The organism is Sutcliffiella halmapala (assembly GCF_050107295.1).
Lineage (GTDB): Bacteria > Bacillota > Bacilli > Bacillales > Bacillaceae_I > Sutcliffiella_A > Sutcliffiella_A halmapala_A.
Window position 1 is genome coordinate 235,129 of record NZ_JBNIKR010000007.1, and the last position, 20,838, is coordinate 255,966.

A 20,838-nucleotide genomic window follows, 5' to 3' on the forward strand; every position below is an offset into this window, starting at 1 on the left:
ATATGTGTAAACAAGCAAAGAAGGTGTCTAGCATGCGAGAGCCTTTTATTCAACAATCAGAACAATATTTGTCGATACCAGGTTGGGAAGTGTCCAACTCCAATCTTGTTGTAGGCTTTACGACGAAAACAGGTGGAGTAAGCAAAGGTCCTTTTACTTCCTTTAATATGGGATTGCATGTGTTCGATCAGGATGAGGCAGTACAAGAGAACAAAGAAATCCTTGCCCGGTCCATACATTTCCCTCTTTCTAACTGGGTGGGATGTGATCAGGTGCATGATGCCCAGATTGAAAAGATTGATGAATCATCCATCGGTAGAGGGGTAACAAGCTATGATACAGCGATACCTAAGACAGATGGGATTTATACAGATAAGGAAGATATTCTACTAACTTTGTGCTTTGCAGATTGCGTACCACTGTATTTCCATTCACCCAATCATTCTCTCATAGGCTTGGCACATGCAGGCTGGAAAGGGACCGTTCTGGACATTGGGAGAAAAATGATACAACGTTGGATAGAGGAGGGAGTTTCTCCAAATGAGATACAAATTGCAATTGGACCCTCCATCTCCTCAAACGCTTATATTGTGGATGACTACGTTCTTGGCCAAGTAAAAAGCATATTGCCAAAAGAAATCTTTCCGACTGTTTATAAAGAGGTTTCCCGAGGTCAATACAGCTTAGATCTAAAACGGATTAATCTGGAATTGCTTTTGCTTGCGGGAGTACCAAGAGAGAACATCTGCTGTAGCTCCTATTGTACAAGCACCCACGATAGGCTTTTCTTCTCCCACAGGAGAGATAAAGGAAAGACTGGGAGAATGATGAGTTTTATTGGGATGAAAGGGGTACAGAACAATGAATGAGCGCATTTCTGTTCAGCGGAATCTGACTACCATCAAGGAAAATATTCATCAGGCATGCCTTCGTTCCAATAGAAATCCTGTTGAGATCAAGGTAGTGGCAGTAACGAAATACGTATCGGTCGAAAGAACGGAAGAGGCCATATCATGCGGAATCGTCCATTTTGGGGAGAACCGGGACGATGGGCTGTTGGAAAAGTGGGACCACATGTCTGATAAGGCTGTCTGGCATTTCATCGGTTCACTGCAAACAAAGAAAGTGAAGAAAATAATTGATAAGGTTTCATATATTCACTCATTGGACCGAATATCTTTGGCTGAGGAAATACATAAACGAGCAACCCGACCTGTAAAATGTTTTATTCAAGTAAATGTATCCGGTGAAGAATCCAAGCATGGACTCCAGCCGGGTGAAGTAGCGGGATTTGTGAAGGATTTATCACCTTTTACAAATATTGAATTAGTAGGCTTAATGACGATGGCACCTTACACCGAGGATGAAAAGCTTTTAAGAACATGCTTTCGTGACCTGAAGGACCTGCAGGAAAAAATCAAATCCATGAATCTATCTTATGCACCGTGCATGGAGCTTAGCATGGGAATGTCCAATGATTACATGATTGCTATAGAAGAAGGGGCTACTTTCATTAGAATTGGCAGTGCTCTTGTCGGGAGCGAACAATAATTTGGAGGTGTAAGGAATGACAATTAAATCAAAATTCAAAAGCTTTTTTGCTCTAGAGGATGAATATGAATACAAAGAACAAGAAGAATATGAAGAGGAAATGGTGGAAGAGACAAGGAAAACCAGGTCTGCAACGCATCAGCCTAAACAAAATGTGGTAAGCTTGCAAAGTGTCCAGAAATCCTCCTCTTCCAAAGTGGTCCTTTTTGAGCCCAGGTCCTACTCGGAAGCACAGGATATTGCAGACCATCTGAAGGGACGCCGCGCCATTATTGTGAATCTGCAACGGATTGACCATGATCAGGCAAAGCGTATCGTTGATTTTCTTAGTGGAACCGTATATGCATTGGGCGGCGACATTCAGCGAATAGGGCAAAACATATTCCTATGCACGCCTGACAATGTGGATGTTTCCGGTTCCATTTCGGAGATTATGCATCAAGAGCAGGAAGACTTTAGCGATAAAAGGTGGTAGAAGTTTATGGGATTAGTATTAAATATAATTCAGCAGCTGGTCGGCTTTTATATGATCGCACTGATCATCTATATTTTCATGTCCTGGTTCCCAGGTGCCAGGGAGTCTTCCATTGGAAGGATATTGGCCAGAATCTGTGAACCGTATTTGGAAATGTTCCGCAGGTTCATTCCGCCGCTGGGTATGATTGACATTTCCCCGATTGTGGCGATCCTGGTACTGCGCTTCGCAAACCAAGGGCTTCAACAGCTGTTCATTATGCTTGGATTAGTTTAGAAATCATTTAGGGAATCCATCAGGGTTCCTATTTATATTTTTGTGAAGTTGAGCTTATAGTAACCTATGTGATGGTGATCAGATTGAGTATTTATATGCATTTCCGCCAGGAAGAACATGAATTTATCGATCAGGTTCTGGAATGGAAGGATACGGTCAATGAGCAGTATGCTCCAAAGCTGACAGATTTTCTTGACCCCCGTGAGCAGGAGATCGTCCAAAGTATCATCGGATCGAACGATGATGTCAAGATCAGGCTTTTTGGTGGAGCAGAAGGTGCAGAACGGAAAAGGGCGTTTTTGTATCCTTCTTACTATTCTCCCAGCATCGATGATTTCCAACTAAAAGCATACGAGATTTCTTATCCTGAAAAATTTGTCCAAATCGAGCATCGACAGATTCTTGGTTCTTTGATGGGAATCGGATTGAAGCGGAGCAAGTTTGGAGACATCTATTTCCAAGATAAGAAAGTGCAGCTGGTAATCGGTAAAGAGGTCAGTTCGTATGTGGAATTGCAGCTACTGGAAGTGGGCAGGGTGAAAGTGTCCTTACAGGATATCCCATTATCAGATCTAGTGAGCCCGGACGTCGTCTGGGAAGAATCCTCCACTACAGCCGCTTCGCTGCGTCTGGATGTTATGCTTGCATCCATCTATAACCTCTCCAGGCAAAAGGCTCAAATGCTCATTGGGGCAAAAAAAGTCAAGGTCAATTGGAAAGTGGTGGAGCAGTCATCTTTCGAATGCAGGGAAGGAGACATCCTTTCAGCGAGAGGCTTTGGTAGAAGTAAGCTGCTGACAATTGATGGAAAGACAAAAAAGGATAAGTGGAGAATTATTGTAGGAAAGCAAAAATAATTCAACTACCAGCAGGAATTTAAGCGAGGCTGTCGAATTATGTTTATTAATAATAGAGATTTTAATGGAGGTGGCATCTATGCCCTTAACACCGCTTGATATTCATAATAAAGAGTTTAACAAGGCTTTCAGAGGCTATGATGAAGACGAAGTAAACGAGTTTCTGGATCAAGTAATTAAAGATTATGAATTGGTCATCCGTGAAAAGAAGGATTTCGAAGAGAAGGTCAAAGAACTTAACAGCCGCTTGACCCACTTCAATACAATTGAGGAAACTTTGAATAAATCCATCCTTATCGCGCAGGAATCTGCAGAAGATGTCAGACGAAATGCACAGAAGGAAGCAAAGCTGATCATCAAGGAAGCTGAAAAAAATGCAGATCGCATCATTAATGAATCCCTATTAAAATCAAGAAAGCTTCAAGTCGAGATTGATGAGTTGAAGAAGCAATCCAAGATCTTCCGAAATCGTTTCAAAATGCTGGTTGAGGCACAGTTGGAACTGATTGATAACGATGATTGGGATCATCTGATGGAATATGAGGAAAAAGAGAAAGAATTAGAAGAAAATAGAGTATAACCTTGACTAATTAAGGCTATATTCAGTATAATAACGAAACAAATTATTGTTTTTACCATAAGCTATTTATATATGTGAACTTATCATACTTATAAAACAAAACGTTGAAAGGGATAGTAGTTTCTTCACACACTTTTACAAGCGACTCGGGGATGGTGGAAGCCCGTGAAAAGCGAAGAAGCGAAAATCACCCTGGAGTATCGGACTGAACGCGACCTGCCTCTAAGTTCGATCGGTTTATCCACGTTAAGGATACTAAAGCGGACTTATTTTTTGCTAAGTCAATTTAGGGTGGTACCACGGGAGTTCTCTCGTCCCTTTTAGGGATGAGGGGACTTTTTTATTTTTTTATAAATAAGATTTGTTGGAGGAAAGACAATGGAGTATAAAGATACGTTATTGATGCCAAAAACCGATTTCCCGATGAGAGGGAATTTACCTAACCGCGAACCACAGATTCAACAGAACTGGGATGAAATGAAGATCTATGAAAAAGTGCAGGAGCGCACAAAAGGCCGCCCTATGTATGTCCTTCATGATGGACCTCCATATGCGAATGGCGACATCCACATGGGTCATGCCCTGAATAAAGTATTAAAGGATTTTATCGTCCGCTACAAGTCGATGAGCGGATACAATGCGCCATATGTTCCAGGTTGGGATACACACGGTCTGCCGATTGAAACGGCTTTGACAAAAAACAAAAAAGTGAAGCGCAAGGAAATGTCAGTGGCTGACTTCCGTAAGCTTTGTGAAGAATATGCTTATGAACAGGTTGATCGCCAACGTGAACAGTTTATGAGACTTGGTGTACGTGGAGACTGGTTCAACCCTTATATTACGCTTAAACCGGAATACGAAGCTCAGCAAATCAAGGTATTTGGTGATATGGCGAAAAACGGCCTGATCTACAAGGGATTAAAGCCTGTTTATTGGTCCCCTTCCAGTGAGTCTGCCCTAGCAGAAGCAGAAATCGAGTATCAGGATAAGCGTTCTCCATCCATTTATGTTGCATTCAAAGTTACAGATGGAAAAGGCGTATTGGAAGATAACGAGCAATTTATCATCTGGACTACTACTCCATGGACGATCCCTGCAAACCTAGGGATTGCCGTACATCCTGAATTGGAATATAGCGTTGTGGAAGTGGAAGGAAGCAGATATGTAATCGCATCTGAGCTTGTAGAGTCCGTTTCCAAGACAATGGAGTGGGAAACAGCTCATGTTGTCAAAACAGTGAAAGGTGCCGAGCTTGAGCATATCGTGGCAAAACACCCATTGTATGACCGCGAATCACTTGTTATGCTTGGCGATCATGTTACTACTGATGCCGGTACAGGATGTGTTCATACTGCACCAGGACATGGGGAAGACGATTTTGTCATCGGTAAAAAATACGGCTTAAATGTGCTATGTCCGGTTGATTCCAGAGGGAATATGACGGAGGAAGCGCCAGGATTCGAAGGCTTGTTCTATGATGAGGCAAACAAGCCGATCACGGAAAAACTTCAGGAAGCTGGAGCATTGCTGAAGCTGAACTTCATCACTCACTCCTATCCGCACGACTGGCGCACGAAGAAGCCAACCATTTTCCGTGCCACAGCACAGTGGTTTGCATCCATCGATAAAATCAGAGATCAACTCCTACAAGCGGTAGCGGAAACGAAATGGGTACCTGCTTGGGGAGAAACCCGCCTGTATAACATGGTCCGCGACCGTGGAGACTGGTGTATTTCCCGCCAGCGTGCATGGGGAGTACCGATTCCGGTATTCTATGCGGAGAATGGCCAGGAAATCATCACGGATGAAACGATTGATCATGTATCCGCACTATTCAGAGAGCATGGGTCCAACATCTGGTTTGAAAGAGAAGCGAAAGAACTTTTACCGGAGGGCTTCACACATGAAGGGAGCCCAAATGGAACCTTCTCTAAAGAAATGGATATCATGGATGTCTGGTTTGACTCCGGATCTTCTCATCAATCTGTTCTCGAGGAAAGAGATGACCTGCAACGCCCAGCAGACCTTTATCTTGAAGGCTCTGACCAGTACCGCGGCTGGTTTAACTCTTCCTTGACGACAGGAGTGGCAGTTACAGGAAAAGCGCCTTACAAAGGAATCCTTAGCCACGGGTTTGCTCTTGATGGAGACGGACGCAAAATGAGTAAATCCCTTGGGAACGTTGTATTGCCTTCCAAGGTAATGAATCAATTGGGAGCGGATATTCTTCGTCTATGGGTAGCTTCCGTTGACTATCAATCGGATGTTCGCGTTTCAGATAACATTTTAAAACAGGTTGCAGAAGTGTACCGCAAGATCCGCAATACATTCCGATTCCTGCTTGGAAACCTGGCTGACTTTGATCCAACAGTTGATGCAGTTGATGTGAAGGATCTCCGTGAAGTGGACCGTTACATGGTCGTAAAGCTGAACAACCTGATCACCAAAGTGAAAAAGTCCTATGAAGACTATGAGTTTGCCGGAATCTATCATGCAGTCCATAACTTCTGCACGATTGAACTTAGCTCGTTCTATCTTGACTTTGCCAAGGATATCCTTTATATCGAAGGAAAAGACCAGCATGACCGCCGTTCCATCCAAACAGTTCTTTATGAGACACTGCTTGCACTTACGAAGCTTGTTACACCTATTCTTCCGCACACTGCAGATGAGGTTTGGTCACATATTGAATTCGTGAAAGAGGAAAGCGTACAGCTGGTTGATATGCCGGATGTATTGTCAGTGGACAATGCTGCTGCAATCGAAGAGAAGTGGGATAACTTCATGACACTACGTGATGATGTGCTTAAGGCCCTTGAGATTGCCCGTAACGAAAAAGTAATCGGGAAGTCCTTGGCAGCTAAAATCACGTTATACCCTAACGCTGAAACAAAAGCTTTGCTTGGATCAATCGAGGAAAATGTACAGCAGCTGTTCATCGTTTCTGGGCTTGAGATTTCTGATTCCAAAGAACAAGCACCAGCAGAAGCACAAAGCTTCGAAAATGTAGCCATTGTTGTTACACCAGCAGAAGGGGAAACATGCGATCGTTGCTGGGTTGTCACACCAGAGGTAGGGCAGGATTCCGATCACCCGTCCCTATGCCTGCGTTGTGCATCAGTTGTGAAGGACAATTATACTGCTTGATTTGTATGACCCCGCCTGGGCTTTGCCGGCGGGGTTTTTATATGAGGATTATTGGGAGTTACGAGAGAATAAATGCGAGTTACATAAGCATAGGATGGAGTTGAGTGAGAATAACAGCTAGTTACGTGAAGATAGATGGATTACGCCATTGAAAAGACTAGAAAACTTGCTTAGAGACGCATGCTAGAACTGGATTTTTATTAATGTAGGTAAATATCCACGCGTGCTGGCGTCATAAACTTGCGTAGATTCAGGGAAAGCAGGGATTTTCATGTTAAAAATGGAAGTGTGAGGATTATTGGTGCTTACGTGAAGATAGGACGGACTTACGTGAGAATAAGACGGAGTTACGTGAGGATAGAACAGAGTCGCGTGAGAATAAACCCAGTTAAGTGAAGACAGCACAACTCTTACCAACAATACCCCATAATTAATGTGACAAATACCCGCAAGTAAGCCAGATCCGCCCACACAACTCTTCCAACACCTCCATCCCATCAACAACCAGCTTTATTTACCATCCCTTATTTGCTATAATTCAAAGGTACATATAATAGGGCTGGGGGTACCATTGGTGATATATTATTTAATTGCACTTTTTATCATAATAGTGGATCAAGTAACAAAATATCTGGTTGTACAATACATGGAACTAGGGGAGAATATCCCAATAATCGAAAACTTTCTTTATTTATCCTCCCATCGCAATCAGGGAGCTGCCTGGGGTATCCTGCAGGGACAGATGTATTTCTTTTACATCATTACCATGGCGGTTGTGATTGGATTGATCATCTATCTGCAGAAGCTGCCGAATGATCAGAAATGGATGAAGTTTGCCTTAAGTCTCATGCTTGGAGGCGCTGTCGGAAATTTTATCGATCGCCTGCTTCATCAGGAAGTGATAGATTTCATCAACACGTTTATTTTCTCGTACGATTTCCCGATCTTCAATGTAGCGGATTCTGCATTGGTGATTGGTGTTGGAATAATTTTAGTGTTAACCTTACTGGAAGGTAAGAAAGAGAAGGAGCTATCAAATTAATGGAAGAAACATTACAGATACACATCGATGAAACACAGAAGAATGATCGGATCGACAAGGCGATTTCCACTCAACATGATGAATGGTCAAGGTCACAGGTTCAGCAATGGATCAAAGAGGGACATGTTCTTGTAAATGGTGAAAAAACGAAACCGAATTATAAATGCAGCGTGGGAGACACGATTACTGTAATTATTCCAGAACCGGAAGCATTGGATGTTGTTCCCGAAGAAATGGACCTGGATATCTATTTTGAAGACTCCGATGTAATTGTTGTAAACAAGCCTAGAGGTATGGTGGTACATCCGGCTGTTGGCCATGCTTCAGGAACGCTTGTGAACGGGCTTATGGCTCATTGCAAGGACCTTTCCGGCATTAACGGAGTTTTGCGCCCTGGAATCGTGCATCGAATCGATAAGGATACAAGTGGCCTTTTGATGGTGGCAAAGAATGATTTTGCTCATGAAAAATTGGTAAATCAGCTTGTAGCCAAATCCGTGACCAGAAAATACGAAGCGATAGTCCATGGAGTGATCTCCCATGATGTCGGAACGATTGATGCACCTATCGGCCGTGACAAAAAAGATCGTCAAGCCATGACAGTAACGGATGAAAATAGCAGAAATGCCGTTACTCATTTCAGAGTTCTGGAACGGTTCAAGGATTTCACCCATGTGGAATGCCAACTTGAAACCGGCAGAACGCATCAAATCCGTGTACACATGAAATATATCGGCTATCCATTAGCAGGTGATCCGAAATACGGGCCGAAAAAGACATTGGATATTGAGGGCCAGGCCCTTCATGCAGGTGTATTGGGTTTCGATCATCCCCGTACGGGAGAATACATCGAATTTCAGGCGCCGATTCCAGCAGATTTCGAGCATATTCTTAAAATGTTAAAAAACCGTTGACAGCCTAAAGTTATTTTGAGATAATCATTACAGTTGAATAAGACCTTTAAACGACAGTCCCGTGAGGCTGAGAAGGTAACGGATATACGAAAATTGGATGAGTTCTATACTATCCCTCTATTTTCGTGTACAAAAACCTCTCATCATACGGTGAGAGGTTTTTTGTACGAGTCGTTACGAAAACACTGATAAAAGAGGAGGGCTTAGAATGTCGGAAAAAGCGATAATTTTAGATGAACAAGCCATTCGAAGAGCCTTGACCCGCATTGCACACGAAATCATTGAACGCAACAAAGGTGTAGAAGATTCGGTCCTGGTTGGAATAAAAACAAGGGGAATTCATCTCGCCAAACGATTGGCTTCGAGAATCAATGAAATAGAGGAGAAGGAAATTCCGGTCGGTGAACTGGATATCACATTATACCGTGATGACCTTACCACAAAGACACAAGATAATGAGCCTTTGGTAAAGGGATCGGACATTCCGGTTTCCATCACCAATAAGAAAGTGATTCTTGTGGATGACGTGCTTTTCACTGGCAGAACGGTTCGTGCAGGGATGGATGCCCTGATGGATTTTGGAAGACCTTCTCAAATCCAGCTTGCTGTTCTTGTGGACAGAGGACACCGGGAACTGCCGATCAGAGCGGATTTTGTTGGAAAGAACATTCCAACATCTAGCTCGGAAAAAATTGTCGTCGAATTATCTGAAATAGACAATAACGATCAAGTAAGTATACATGATAAATAACAGACCCTTTTAAATGCAGTCCCGTGAGGCCGCAAAGGGGTAAATTGGCTCTAGACACGCTTGCACGCAGGCGTTTAGGGACCTCTCTACCTCTTTGTGCTTAAGGATTGCGCAAAGAGTTTTTTTATGAAAAAAATTGGAGGTCCTACCCTATGAGAGAAAAACCTGTTTTAGACATACATGAAGTTCCAAGTAAACCGAAGTGGCTGATTCTGAGCCTGCAGCATCTGTTCGCCATGTTCGGTGCGACGATTTTAGTACCGATGCTTGTAGGGTTGAGCCCTGCAGTGGCCTTGATGTCAAGCGGATTGGGGACGCTCGCCTATCTATTGATTACAAAAGGGCAAATCCCGGCATATCTGGGGTCCTCATTCGCCTTTATCGCTCCAATAATTCTTGTATCGCAGTTACATGGCCCGGGTGCAGCGATGATCGGAAGCTTCATGGCTGGACTTGCATATGGAGTCGTTGCCCTTCTTATTAAAAAGCTCGGACATCAATGGATATTGAAGTTGTTGCCACCTGTAGTTGTCGGACCTATCATCATCGTTATCGGATTGGGCCTGGCAGGAGTGGCAGTTGACATGGCAATGTACGAAAATCCAGGGGCACCTGAAGCGGAATTGATCTATAGTGTGAAGCATCTGATGGTTGCTTTGACAACCTTGGCCATAACGATTGGCTGTACCATCTTTTTAAGAGGGATTTTCAGTCTCATCCCGATTCTGATCGGGATTGTCGGGGGATATATCACCGCATATTTTGCAGGGCTGGTTGATTTGAGTGTTGTAAAAGCAGCGAGTTGGATTCAAGCACCAGACTTCCTGATACCTTTTGTCAGCTATTCACCAAGCTTCAATCTTTCCATCCTGTTCATCATGGTGCCGGTTGCAATTGTGACCCTATCTGAACATATTGGACACCAGATGGTATTAAGCAAAGTAGTAGGGAGACCTTTTGTAGAGAAGCCTGGCCTGCACCGGTCAATTCTTGGAGATGGGGTTGCGACGATGATTGCTTCCTTGATCGGAGGACCTCCAAATACAACATACGGTGAGAACATCGGAGTACTTGCAATCACGAGAGTGTTCAGTGTCTTCGTTATCGGAGGCGCGGCGGTCATCGCCATCCTGTTCGGATTTATCGGCAAAATTTCGGCATTGATCAGTACCGTTCCGAGCGCTGTAATGGGAGGCGTTTCCATCCTACTCTTCGGAATCATCGCTTCAAGTGGTCTTCGTATGCTGATTGATAATAAAGTGGATTTCAGCATCAATAGAAACCTGATCATCTCATCTGTCATCACAGTAATCGGTGTAGGGGGAGCGTTTGTGAAAATCGAAGACTTCCAGATTGCAGGCATGGCATTAGCTGCCATCATCGGGGTAGCATTAAACCTGATCCTGCCTGAGCAAAAAGCTGTAAAAGAAGCAAATGATAAGCAAAATAAAGTAGCTTGACCTTTTAAAAGAAGTCCAGAGAGGCTGAGAAGGGTGAACGGCTAAAAGCAAAGGCACAAGGGGATGTACATCTGCATCCATCACTTGTAGATTTGCGCATGCCAAAAACACCCTTCCGACCCAGGACAGGGTGTTTTTTTTATCAATGGGAGGGTGGAGAATGAGACATTTACGTACAATGGGTGATCTAAGAAATGAAGAGATTTTTGAGCTTATAGAAGATGCGATCTTGTTTCAACAAGGTAAGCAGTGGACACCTGAAAAGCAGACTTTCGTTGCCAACCTGTTCTATGAATCCAGTACCAGGACAAAATGCAGCTTTGAAGTGGCGGAAAGAAAACTTGGATTACAAGTACTACCTTTTGAAGTGGGCACATCAAGTGTCAATAAGGGGGAAAGCTTGTATGATACCGCCAAGACCCTGCAGTCCCTTGGGGTGAATGCACTTGTCATCCGACATCCGTCTGAGGCGTATTTTGAACAATTACATACCATTGATGCCGTAATCATAAACGGTGGAGATGGCTGTGGGCACCATCCGACCCAATCCTTGCTTGACCTGATGACGATCTATCAGGAATTCGGAACATTCCATGGATTGAAAGTAAGCATCATAGGAGATATCCGCCATAGCCGGGTAGCCCGCTCCAATGCGGAGGTGCTGGAAAGATTGGGCACTGTAGTAAAGTTTGTCGCACCTCAGGAATGGAAAGATAAAAGCTTTCCTGATGAGGCCTACATCACAATGGAAGAAGCGATTGAAACAAGTGATGTCGTCATGCTACTTAGAATTCAGCATGAAAGGCACCTCGCCAAAGAAAACGTAGTGGATGAGTATCACCAGCAATACGGATTGACATTAGAGCGAGAAAAGAGAATGAAATCGACAAGCATCATCATGCATCCGGCTCCAATAAACCGTGGAGTGGAAATTGCGACAGAACTGGTAGAATGTGAGCGTTCAAGAATCTTCAAGCAGATGGAAAATGGTCTGTATATGAGAATGGCAGTTTTAAAGAGAGCCCTGACAAAAATAGAAGGAGGAAATAAACATGACAACATTACTAAAGAATGGGAAATGGCTTAATTCCAAAGGAGAAATGGAAAAGGTGGATGTCCTGATTCAAAACGGTAGAATATCCAACATCTCCTCCTATATTGAAGCAAATGGGACAGAACAAGTGATAGAGCTTGATGGTAACCTGGTTTCGGCAGGGTTCATTGATGTGCATGTACATCTGAGAGAACCGGGCGGCGAAAAGAAGGAAACAATTGAAACCGGAACGATGGCGGCGGCAAAGGGCGGTTTTACAACAATCTGCGCAATGCCAAATACAAGACCAACACCAGATACGAAAGAGCAGCTGGAATGGCTGAACAATAGAATCGCAGAAACTGCAAATGTACGGGTGCTTCCATACGCTTGCATCACGACAAGACAACTTGGGGAAGAGCTTACCAACTTTGAAGAGTTGAAAAAATCTGGGGCATTTGCTTTTACCGACGACGGAGTGGGAGTACAGGATGCATCCAAAATGCTTGCAGCCATGCAAAGAGCAGCAGCACTGAACATGGCGATTGTCGCCCACTGTGAAGAAAACACACTGATCAACAAGGGTGCGGTACATGAAGGGAAATTTTCAAAGGAACATGGATTGAACGGTATTCCATCAGTATGTGAATCCGTGCATATCGCAAGGGACATTCTCCTTGCCGAAGCAGCAGGCTGCCACTATCATGTGTGCCATATCAGCACAAAAGAATCGGTCCGGGTGGTCCGGGATGCAAAAAAAGCGGGAATCAAAGTAACAGCCGAGGTAAGTCCTCATCATCTGCTTCTTTCAGAGGAAGATATTCCAGGTCTTGATTCCAACTTCAAAATGAATCCTCCATTAAGAGGAAAACAGGATCAGGAGGCACTGATTGAAGGTCTGCTTGATGGGACAATCGATTTCATTGCAACAGACCATGCGCCGCATACATCAGAAGAAAAAGCCGAGGGAATGGAAAAAGCACCATTTGGCATAGTTGGACTGGAAACAGCCTTCCCATTACTGTATACAAATTTTGTGGAAAAAGGGACGTTTACACTTAAGCAACTACTGAACTGGTTGACAGTAAAGCCTGCAGAAGTATTCCAGCTTCCGTATGGAAAACTGGAAGCAGGGGCACCGGCTGACCTGACTGTTATCGAACTGAACAGAAAGTCGGCAATCGATCCGGACAGCTTCCTTTCAAAAGGGAAAAACACTCCTTTTGCAGGATGGGAATGCAAAGGATGGCCAGTTATGACAATAGTAGATGGAAAACTAGTTTGGCAGAAAGGTAGTGTTCAAGTATGAATCGACAACTAATCTTAGAAGATGGTACTTTCTTTGTAGGAAAGGCATTTGGCAGCAAAAAGGACTCTATTGGCGAAGTGGTTTTTAATACGGGCATGACAGGTTATCAGGAAATCTTATCCGATCCCTCCTATTGCGGACAGCTTGTGACATTAACTTATCCGCTGGTCGGCAACTACGGAATCAATCGTGATGATTTTGAATCCATCCACCCTGCCATCCATGGCTTCATTGTAAAAGAGGTGAGCGATTACCCATCCAACTTCCGTAACCAATGGACATTGGACGAATTTTTCAATGCGAAGGATATACCGGGTATCGCAGGGATTGATACAAGAAAGTTGACACGAATCATCCGCCAATACGGAACACTGAAAGGTGCGCTATGCGGACTGGACGTGGACAGGGATGAAATGATCGAAAAGCTTCGAGCGACTACGCTTGCAACCAATCAGGTGGAGCAGGTTTCCACAAAAACAGCATACCCAAGTCCAGGACGCGGCTACAGGGTCGTGCTAGTAGACTTCGGTATGAAGCATGGAATACTGCGCGAACTGAACAAAAGGGGTTGTGATGTAGTAGTGGTTCCTTACAATATTACAGCGGAAGAAATCATGAGGCTGAGCCCGGATGGCGTGATGCTGTCAAACGGACCTGGAGATCCAAAGGATGTTCCAGAAGCAATCACCATGATTCAAGGGCTGTTCGGCAAGGTTCCGGTCTTCGGGATATGCCTCGGTCACCAGTTGTTTGCTCTGGCAAGCGGTGCAGACACAGAAAAAATGAAATTCGGCCACAGAGGATCGAACCATCCTGTCAAGGATCTTCGTACAGGCAAGGTTGCACTCACCTCCCAGAACCATGGTTACACAGTAACTGAAGAGTCAATTGCCAATACGCGACTAGAAGTGACTCATTTAGCATTAAACGATGGCACCGTGGAAGGTGTGAAGCATAAAGACTATCCAGTATTCACTGTACAATATCATCCGGAGGCAAGCCCTGGTCCAGAGGATGCCAATTATCTGTTCGATCAATTCATGGAACTCATCAAAGAAGCGAAGAAGGGGGAACTAGCATGCCAAAACGTCTAGACATTCAAACCATCCTAGTAATCGGCTCGGGCCCAATCGTTATCGGCCAAGCTGCAGAATTTGACTATGCAGGTACACAAGCATGTATCGCGTTAAGAGAAGAAGGCTACCGTGTTATACTCGTAAACTCCAATCCTGCCACCATCATGACGGACCAGGAAATGGCTGATAAAGTATACATGGAGCCCCTGACAGTGGAATTTGTCAGCCGTATTATCCGTAAGGAACGCCCGGATGCCCTCCTTCCGACGCTAGGCGGGCAAACAGGTCTAAACTTGGCAGTGGAACTAGCAGAAGCGGGTGTTCTGGAGGAGTGTAACGTCCAAATTCTAGGAACAAAGCTTTCCGCCATCCAAAAAGCGGAAGACCGCGACCTATTCCGCACATTGATGAATGAACTCGGTGAGCCGGTTCCGGACAGTGACATTATCACAAACCTTGACGAAGCATATCAATTCGTGGATAGGGTCGGTTATCCAGTCATCGTAAGACCCGCTTATACGCTCGGAGGAACAGGCGGGGGAATCTGCAACGATAAAGAAGAATTGGATGAAATTGTGACAAGCGGCCTGAAAAACAGTCCGGTGACGCAATGCCTATTAGAGAAAAGCATCGCCGGATTCAAGGAAATCGAGTACGAAGTGATGCGTGACTGCAATGACAACGCAATTGTCGTTTGCAACATGGAAAACATCGATCCAGTTGGCGTGCATACAGGCGATTCGATCGTAGTGGCACCGAGTCAGACTTTAAGCGACAGAGAATATCAGCTCTTGCGCAATGTGTCCTTGAAAATAATCCGTGCCCTGGAAATTGAAGGTGGCTGCAACGTTCAGCTGGCACTAGACCCTCATAGCTTCAACTACTACATCATTGAAGTAAATCCAAGGGTAAGCCGCTCATCGGCATTAGCTTCCAAGGCGACGGGTTACCCGATTGCGAAACTGGCTGCAAAAATTGCAGTGGGTCTGACGCTTGATGAAATGATGAACCCGGTAACAGGAAAAACTTATGCTTGCTTTGAGCCGGCATTGGATTATATTGTAACGAAGATTCCAAGATTCCCTTTCGATAAATTTGAATCTGCCAATCGCAGGCTGGGTACACAAATGAAGGCTACTGGTGAAGTGATGGCTATCGGACGAACATTTGAAGAATCGATATTAAAGGCGGTCCGTTCACTTGAGTCGAATATCAGTTACCTGGAGCTTGAAGCAAGCGAAGGGTTCTCTGACGAACTGGTGGAAAAACGCATCAGGAAAGCAGGGGATGAAAGACTATTCTACATTGCAGAAGCAATACGCCGTGGAGTTACCATCCAGACTATCCATGAATGGTGTGAAATAGATCTGTTCTTCCTGCAGAAATTGCACAAGATCCTTGCGATGGAAGAGTTTATCACAAGTAACAAAGGATGTCTCTCCACTCTGATTGAAGCAAAGCAAATGGGCTTCAGTGATGAGACCATTGCAAAGCTATGGGCCACAAGCGAGAGGGACATATACGAGCTTCGCCTGCAGGAAGAGATCGCACCAGTCTATAAAATGGTCGATACATGCGCTGCGGAGTTTGAATCGGGTACGCCATACTATTACGGGACATATGAAGACGAAAACGAATCGATTGTAACTGAAAAAGAAAGCATTGTGGTGCTTGGGTCAGGCCCGATCAGGATCGGACAGGGTATCGAGTTTGACTACGCAACGGTCCATTCCGTATGGGCAATCAAAGAGGCGGGATATGAGGCGATCATCATCAACAACAACCCGGAAACAGTCTCAACGGATTTCAGTATCTCTGACAAACTTTATTTTGAACCTCTGACGATTGAAGATGTCATGAATATTATCAATCTTGAAAAACCAAAAGGAGTAGTCGTACAGTTTGGAGGTCAGACAGCGATCAACCTTGCAGCGGAACTTGAAGCAAGAGGTGTGAAAATCCTTGGTACCACTCTGGAGGATCTGGACCGGGCAGAGAACCGCGATAAGTTTGAACAAACCTTAACAAACCTTGGCATCCCGCAGCCAAAGGGCAAAACGGCCATCTCGATTCCAGAGGCGATTGAAATTGCGGAATCGATAGGCTATCCGGTCCTTGTTCGCCCATCCTATGTGCTTGGTGGCCGTGCAATGGAGATTGTCTACAAATCTGAAGAGCTACTTCATTATATGAAGAACGCAGTGAAAATCAATCCGGAACACCCGGTACTGATTGATAAATACATGATTGGAAAAGAAATAGAGGTAGATGCGATTTCGGATGGAAAGGATGTGTTCATCCCAGGCATCATGGAGCATATTGAGCGGGCAGGTGTTCACTCTGGAGACTCCATCGCCGTCTATCCGCCGCAGACACTGAGCCAAGATATCAAGCAACAGATTATCGACTATACAACCAGATTGGCAAAAGGCTTAAACATTATCGGATTGCTGAACATTCAATTTGTCATCTACAAGAACGAAGTATATGTAATCGAAGTGAATCCTAGATCAAGCCGTACTGTGCCTTTCTTAAGCAAAATCACGCATGTACCGATGGCGAAGGTGGCAACCAAGATCATACTTGGTGAAAGCTTGGCAACGCAAGGCTATGGCTCCGGACTGCAACCAGAAACGAAAGGCGTATTTGTAAAAGTCCCTGTCTTCTCTTTTGCTAAACTAAGAAATGTCGATATCACCCTTGGACCTGAAATGAAGTCCACCGGGGAAGTGATGGGAAAAGATATCACTCTGGAAAAAGCGCTATATAAAGGACTTGTCGCATCAGGAATATCCATAAAAACTTACGGTTCCGTGCTTTTCACCATTGCTGATAAAGATAAAGAGGAAGCATTGCAGCTTGCAAAAAGATTCCATCGAATCGGTTATAAAATCTTGGCCACAGCCGGTACAGCAGGATTTTTCGGTGAAGAGAACATCCCGGTCACGGTAGTAAATAAAATTGGTGGCGAATCACCGAATCTGATCGATGTTATCCGAAAAGGCCAGGCACAATTTGTCATCAACACGCTGACGAAAGGGAAACAGCCTGCACGTGACGGATTCAGAATTCGCAGGGAATCAGTAGAAAATGGCATTCCATGCTTGACCTCCCTGGATACGGCTAAGGCTATCTTGAGAGTATTGGAATCTATGACCTTCTCGATTGAATCCATTGAGGCTTTGGAAAGCAAAGAAAATGAGGCGGTGTACAGCTAATGAAAAAAGCATGGATGAAAGTAATCTCTCAAAAGAACATTGCACGTAATATTTACGAAATGACACTCGAAGGGGAGCTCGTCGATTTGATGAGTTCTCCTGGACAGTTCGTTCATATCCGTGTAGGTGAAGGGCTTGATCCACTTCTTAGAAGACCGATCAGCATCGCCTGCATCGATGATGTTAAGCGACAATGTAAAATTACCTATCGGGCTGAGGGAAAAGGCACCATGCTTTTAGCAAAGAAACTGCCTGGAGATCTTGTGGATGTGCTAGGGCCACTCGGTAACGGATTTCCGCTGCATGAATTGCAAAGAGGGGACCATGCCCTGATTGTCGGTGGAGGCATCGGGGTGCCCCCACTCCTTGAACTGACAAAGCAGTTAAACCGGAATGGGGTTCGAACGACACATGTCCTTGGATTTCAGTCGAAGGAAGATGTTTTTTATAAAAATGACTTCGCATATTTCGGGGACACCTATATCGCTACGGTAGATGGATCTTACGGAACACAGGGCTTTGTCACAAACGTTCTGGATGAAATCACGCCTAGCTTTCACACTCTGTATTCATGTGGACCGACTCCTATGTTGAAAGCTCTGGAAAATCTCTATCCTGAGGGAAATGTGTATCTATCCTTGGAAGAACGGATGGGTTGCGGAATAGGTGCCTGCTTCGCCTGCGTCTGTCACCTCCAGAATGATCCGGATGGATATTCCTATAAAAAAGTATGTACAGATGGACCGGTATTCCGTGCAAGGGAGGTTGTATTATGAGTTGTCTGAATGTCAAATTGCCAGGACTGGACTTAAAAAATCCGATCATGCCAGCATCAGGCTGTTTTGGTTTTGGTAGAGAATATGCAAAGCTATATGACCTAAACCTTTTAGGAGCAATCATGATCAAAGCCACGACGCTTGAACCAAGGTTTGGAAATCCCACTCCAAGGGTGGCAGAAACCAATGCTGGAATGCTGAATGCAATCGGTCTGCAAAACCCGGGATTGGAGAAGGTTCTATCAGAGGAGCTGCCATTTCTGGCAAACTATGACGTCCCAGTTATTGCGAATGTAGCAGGTTCTAAGATTGAAGACTATGTATGGGTTGCCAATGAGATCTCGAAGGCTCCGAATGTCCATGCCCTGGAGCTGAACATCTCGTGTCCGAATGTAAAGACGGGCGGAATTGCATTTGGAACAGATCCTGCAGTCGCATTTGAAGTGACGAAGGCTGTTAAAGAGGTTTCTGATGTGCCGGTGTATGTCAAATTGTCACCAAATGTCTCCAATATAGTGGATATTGCTATGGCAATTGAGAAAGCTGGAGCGGACGGCTTGACGATGATTAACACGCTCCTTGGGATGCGCATCGACCTGAAGACGGGACGGCCCATTTTAGCAAACGGCTCAGGTGGATTATCAGGACCGGCCATCAAACCAGTTGCCATTCGTATGATACATGAAGTGAGTCAAAAGGTGACGATTCCGATAATCGGAATGGGAGGCGTACAGACTGCTGAGGATGTCCTGGAATACTTTTTCGCAGGCGCGAGTGCGGTAGCAGTGGGAACTGCAAATTTCGTGGACCCGTTCATTTGCCCTACAATTATCGAGGAACTGCCATATAAACTGCATGAACTTGGTTTTGAACATATCTCTGAGTGTACCGGAAGGAGCTGGAATCAGCATGCGAAAATCGCTTATAGTCGCGCTTGATTTTCCGAACAGGGAAGAGGTATCCACGTTCCTTGCCAATTTCAAAGGTGAACAGTTATACGTCAAAGTGGGGATGGAGTTATTCTATCAGGAGGGACCTGAAATCATCAGGTTTCTACAGGATCATGGCCATGACATATTCCTGGATTTGAAGCTTCATGATATTCCACATACCGTCCATCATGCTATGCGTGGATTGGCGAAGCTAGGTGTAACGATGACAAATGTGCATGCAGCCGGCGGAAAAGAAATGATGCGTGCAGCAATGGAAGGTCTAGAAGAAGGTTGCGGTTCAGATGGTAGGCCGGCACTAATCGCTGTGACGCAGCTGACCAGTACATCCGAGGCAAGAATGAGAGAGGAACTCCTGGTAGAGCGGCCTCTTAATGATGTTGTGCTACATTATGCAACAAACGCGAAGGAGAGCGGTTTGGATGGTGTGGTTTGTTCCTCACTCGAAGCTCCTCTATTAACACAGAAGCTTGGAAGCACCTTCAAGAAAGTAACCCCTGGCATCCGCATGAAAGAGGATGATAAAGCTGACCAAAGCAGAATCGTGACACCAAAGGACGCAGGTAAGTTAGGGGCCACAGAAATAGTAGTTGGAAGAAGCATCACAAGAGCAGCAGATCCGAAACAGGCATATCAAAAGATTCTACAACAATGGCAAGGAGTGGAGACAATATGAATACAACAGTAGCAGAGGATCTTCTAAGAATAAAAGCGGTTTTTTTCCAGCCAAGTGATCCATTCACATGGTCATCCGGAATTAAATCACCCATCTATTGTGATAACCGTTTAACTATTTCCTATCCTGATGTGAGAAATAATATTGCGACATCTCTAGCGGAACTTGTAAAGACAAGGTATCCTGAAGCGGATGTGATTGCAGGGACCGCTACAGCAGGTATTCCTCATGCAGCCTTTGTGAGCGAAAAGCTGAACCTTCCGATGTGCTATGTCAGAAGCAAGCCGAAGGAGCATGGAAAAGGAAAGCAGATTGAAGGCAGGGTGCAGGAAGGTCAGAAGGTGGTTGTAGTAGAGGATCTCATATCCACTGGAGGCAGTTCCATCAATGCGGTAGAAGCGCTGCGGGAGGCCGGCTGTGTGGTGCTGGGGGTTGTGGCAATCTTTACATATGGATTGGAAGTGGCAAAGGATAATCTGACTACCCATCAGATTCAAGCGGACGCCATCTGTGATTATCAGACATTGATGGATGTCGCAATTGATAAAGGCTATCTGCAGGAGTCAGACCGATTGAAGCTCGGGAAATGGCTCGAGAATCCGACGAGTGAGACGTGGATGAGGTTTTAATCTAAGGTTCATTCCGTAAGTTTGCAACTGGAAAAGTGAACATTTAAATAGAGGCTGGGACATAACTAGAAATTGCTAATAAAAGACGAACAATATAGGTACCGGCTCTAAATACCGC

At 44.7% G+C, this 20,838-nt stretch carries 19 protein-coding genes and 1 other annotated feature; all 19 genes read left to right on the forward strand.

The window, feature by feature from the left end; translation table 11 throughout:
• The first annotated feature begins 32 nt into the window (after positions 1 to 32).
• The 19 genes from pgeF (at position 33) to pyrE (ending at position 20,720) form a co-directional block, all read left to right on the forward strand.
• Positions 33 to 869, forward strand: coding sequence for a peptidoglycan editing factor PgeF (pgeF, locus tag ACQCT5_RS13765; RefSeq protein ID WP_499642587.1), 837 nt, complete (start codon positions 33 to 35; stop codon positions 867 to 869).
• Positions 862 to 1,551: a YggS family pyridoxal phosphate-dependent enzyme gene (locus tag ACQCT5_RS13770; RefSeq protein WP_499642588.1), complete on the forward strand. Its 690-nt coding sequence runs from the start codon at positions 862 to 864 to the stop codon at positions 1,549 to 1,551. The genes pgeF and ACQCT5_RS13770 overlap by 8 nt, the downstream gene beginning before the upstream one ends.
• Positions 1,552 to 1,567: 16 nt before the next feature.
• Positions 1,568 to 2,026: a cell division protein SepF gene (locus ACQCT5_RS13775; protein ID WP_499642589.1), complete on the forward strand. Its 459-nt coding sequence runs from the start codon at positions 1,568 to 1,570 to the stop codon at positions 2,024 to 2,026.
• 6 nt (positions 2,027 to 2,032) lie between these two features.
• A complete protein-coding gene (locus ACQCT5_RS13780) occupies positions 2,033 to 2,302 on the forward strand; it encodes a YggT family protein (RefSeq protein WP_499642590.1) in 270 nt (89 codons plus the stop codon).
• Positions 2,303 to 2,385: 83 nt separating this feature from the next.
• Positions 2,386 to 3,159, forward strand: coding sequence for a YlmH family RNA-binding protein (locus tag ACQCT5_RS13785; RefSeq protein WP_499642591.1), 774 nt, complete (start codon positions 2,386 to 2,388; stop codon positions 3,157 to 3,159).
• A 79-nt stretch (positions 3,160 to 3,238) separates the two neighbouring features.
• On the forward strand, positions 3,239 to 3,739 hold the full coding sequence (locus tag ACQCT5_RS13790) for a DivIVA domain-containing protein (protein WP_204413513.1): 501 nt from the start codon (positions 3,239 to 3,241) through the stop codon (positions 3,737 to 3,739).
• Between the two features lie 95 nt (positions 3,740 to 3,834).
• Positions 3,835 to 4,061: a binding site (T-box leader), on the forward strand.
• Positions 4,062 to 4,117: 56 nt separating this feature from the next.
• Positions 4,118 to 6,886: an isoleucine--tRNA ligase gene (gene ileS / locus ACQCT5_RS13795; RefSeq protein ID WP_499642592.1), complete on the forward strand. Its 2,769-nt coding sequence runs from the start codon at positions 4,118 to 4,120 to the stop codon at positions 6,884 to 6,886.
• Positions 6,887 to 7,460: 574 nt separating this feature from the next.
• Positions 7,461 to 7,928 (forward strand): signal peptidase II, encoded by a 468-nt coding sequence (lspA, locus tag ACQCT5_RS13800; protein WP_499642593.1) that lies wholly within the window; start codon positions 7,461 to 7,463, stop codon positions 7,926 to 7,928.
• Positions 7,928 to 8,842: an RluA family pseudouridine synthase gene (locus ACQCT5_RS13805; protein WP_499642594.1), complete on the forward strand. Its 915-nt coding sequence runs from the start codon at positions 7,928 to 7,930 to the stop codon at positions 8,840 to 8,842. The genes lspA and ACQCT5_RS13805 overlap by 1 nt, the downstream gene beginning before the upstream one ends.
• 208 nt (positions 8,843 to 9,050) lie before the next feature.
• Positions 9,051 to 9,593, forward strand: coding sequence for a bifunctional pyr operon transcriptional regulator/uracil phosphoribosyltransferase PyrR (pyrR, locus tag ACQCT5_RS13810; protein ID WP_499642595.1), 543 nt, complete (start codon positions 9,051 to 9,053; stop codon positions 9,591 to 9,593).
• A gap of 152 nt (positions 9,594 to 9,745) precedes the next feature.
• Entirely contained in the window at positions 9,746 to 11,053 is a 1,308-nt protein-coding gene (locus ACQCT5_RS13815; protein WP_499642596.1) for a solute carrier family 23 protein, read from the forward strand.
• 160 nt (positions 11,054 to 11,213) lie between these two features.
• A complete protein-coding gene (locus ACQCT5_RS13820; protein ID WP_499642597.1) occupies positions 11,214 to 12,140 on the forward strand; it encodes an aspartate carbamoyltransferase catalytic subunit in 927 nt (308 codons plus the stop codon).
• Positions 12,106 to 13,395 (forward strand): dihydroorotase, encoded by a 1,290-nt coding sequence (gene pyrC / locus ACQCT5_RS13825; RefSeq protein ID WP_499642598.1) that lies wholly within the window; start codon positions 12,106 to 12,108, stop codon positions 13,393 to 13,395. Before ACQCT5_RS13820 ends, pyrC begins: the two co-directional genes overlap by 35 nt.
• The gene (locus ACQCT5_RS13830) at positions 13,392 to 14,489 is read left to right on the forward strand and encodes a carbamoyl phosphate synthase small subunit (protein ID WP_499642599.1); all 1,098 of its coding nucleotides are present in this window, start codon (positions 13,392 to 13,394) and stop codon (positions 14,487 to 14,489) included. The genes pyrC and ACQCT5_RS13830 overlap by 4 nt, the downstream gene beginning before the upstream one ends.
• Positions 14,474 to 17,689 (forward strand): carbamoyl-phosphate synthase large subunit, encoded by a 3,216-nt coding sequence (carB, locus tag ACQCT5_RS13835; protein ID WP_499642600.1) that lies wholly within the window; start codon positions 14,474 to 14,476, stop codon positions 17,687 to 17,689. Before ACQCT5_RS13830 ends, carB begins: the two co-directional genes overlap by 16 nt.
• Positions 17,689 to 18,465 carry a dihydroorotate dehydrogenase electron transfer subunit gene (locus ACQCT5_RS13840; protein WP_499642601.1) on the forward strand — a complete coding sequence of 259 codons (777 nt, stop codon included), beginning with the start codon at positions 17,689 to 17,691 and terminating at the stop codon, positions 18,463 to 18,465. The genes carB and ACQCT5_RS13840 overlap by 1 nt, the downstream gene beginning before the upstream one ends.
• Positions 18,462 to 19,403 (forward strand): dihydroorotate dehydrogenase, encoded by a 942-nt coding sequence (locus ACQCT5_RS13845; RefSeq protein ID WP_499642602.1) that lies wholly within the window; start codon positions 18,462 to 18,464, stop codon positions 19,401 to 19,403. The genes ACQCT5_RS13840 and ACQCT5_RS13845 overlap by 4 nt, the downstream gene beginning before the upstream one ends.
• The gene (gene pyrF / locus ACQCT5_RS13850) at positions 19,375 to 20,091 is read left to right on the forward strand and encodes an orotidine-5'-phosphate decarboxylase (RefSeq protein ID WP_499642603.1); all 717 of its coding nucleotides are present in this window, start codon (positions 19,375 to 19,377) and stop codon (positions 20,089 to 20,091) included. The genes ACQCT5_RS13845 and pyrF overlap by 29 nt, the downstream gene beginning before the upstream one ends.
• On the forward strand, positions 20,088 to 20,720 hold the full coding sequence (gene pyrE / locus ACQCT5_RS13855) for an orotate phosphoribosyltransferase (protein ID WP_499642604.1): 633 nt from the start codon (positions 20,088 to 20,090) through the stop codon (positions 20,718 to 20,720). Before pyrF ends, pyrE begins: the two co-directional genes overlap by 4 nt.
• The last annotated feature ends 118 nt before the right edge of the window (positions 20,721 to 20,838 follow it).

Bases quoted from the DNA above. Each gene is read 5' to 3' on its own strand.
- ACQCT5_RS13840 (WP_499642601.1), top strand. From the start codon at position 17,689: ATGAAAAAAGCATGGATGAAAGTAATCTCTCAAAAGAACATTGCACGT.
- pyrE (WP_499642604.1), top strand. From the start codon at position 20,088: ATGAATACAACAGTAGCAGAGGATCTTCTAAGAATAAAAGCGGTTTTT.
- pyrF (WP_499642603.1), top strand. From the start codon at position 19,375: ATGCGAAAATCGCTTATAGTCGCGCTTGATTTTCCGAACAGGGAAGAG.
- ileS (WP_499642592.1), top strand. From the start codon at position 4,118: ATGGAGTATAAAGATACGTTATTGATGCCAAAAACCGATTTCCCGATG.
- ACQCT5_RS13780 (WP_499642590.1), top strand. From the start codon at position 2,033: ATGGGATTAGTATTAAATATAATTCAGCAGCTGGTCGGCTTTTATATG.
- carB (WP_499642600.1), top strand. From the start codon at position 14,474: ATGCCAAAACGTCTAGACATTCAAACCATCCTAGTAATCGGCTCGGGC.
- ACQCT5_RS13815 (WP_499642596.1), top strand. From the start codon at position 9,746: ATGAGAGAAAAACCTGTTTTAGACATACATGAAGTTCCAAGTAAACCG.
- ACQCT5_RS13845 (WP_499642602.1), top strand. From the start codon at position 18,462: ATGAGTTGTCTGAATGTCAAATTGCCAGGACTGGACTTAAAAAATCCG.
- pyrR (WP_499642595.1), top strand. From the start codon at position 9,051: ATGTCGGAAAAAGCGATAATTTTAGATGAACAAGCCATTCGAAGAGCC.
- ACQCT5_RS13830 (WP_499642599.1), top strand. From the start codon at position 13,392: ATGAATCGACAACTAATCTTAGAAGATGGTACTTTCTTTGTAGGAAAG.
- ACQCT5_RS13775 (WP_499642589.1), top strand. From the start codon at position 1,568: ATGACAATTAAATCAAAATTCAAAAGCTTTTTTGCTCTAGAGGATGAA.
- pyrC (WP_499642598.1), top strand. From the start codon at position 12,106: ATGACAACATTACTAAAGAATGGGAAATGGCTTAATTCCAAAGGAGAA.
- ACQCT5_RS13770 (WP_499642588.1), top strand. From the start codon at position 862: ATGAATGAGCGCATTTCTGTTCAGCGGAATCTGACTACCATCAAGGAA.
- ACQCT5_RS13805 (WP_499642594.1), top strand. From the start codon at position 7,928: ATGGAAGAAACATTACAGATACACATCGATGAAACACAGAAGAATGAT.
- ACQCT5_RS13790 (WP_204413513.1), top strand. From the start codon at position 3,239: ATGCCCTTAACACCGCTTGATATTCATAATAAAGAGTTTAACAAGGCT.
- ACQCT5_RS13820 (WP_499642597.1), top strand. From the start codon at position 11,214: ATGAGACATTTACGTACAATGGGTGATCTAAGAAATGAAGAGATTTTT.
- pgeF (WP_499642587.1), top strand. From the start codon at position 33: ATGCGAGAGCCTTTTATTCAACAATCAGAACAATATTTGTCGATACCA.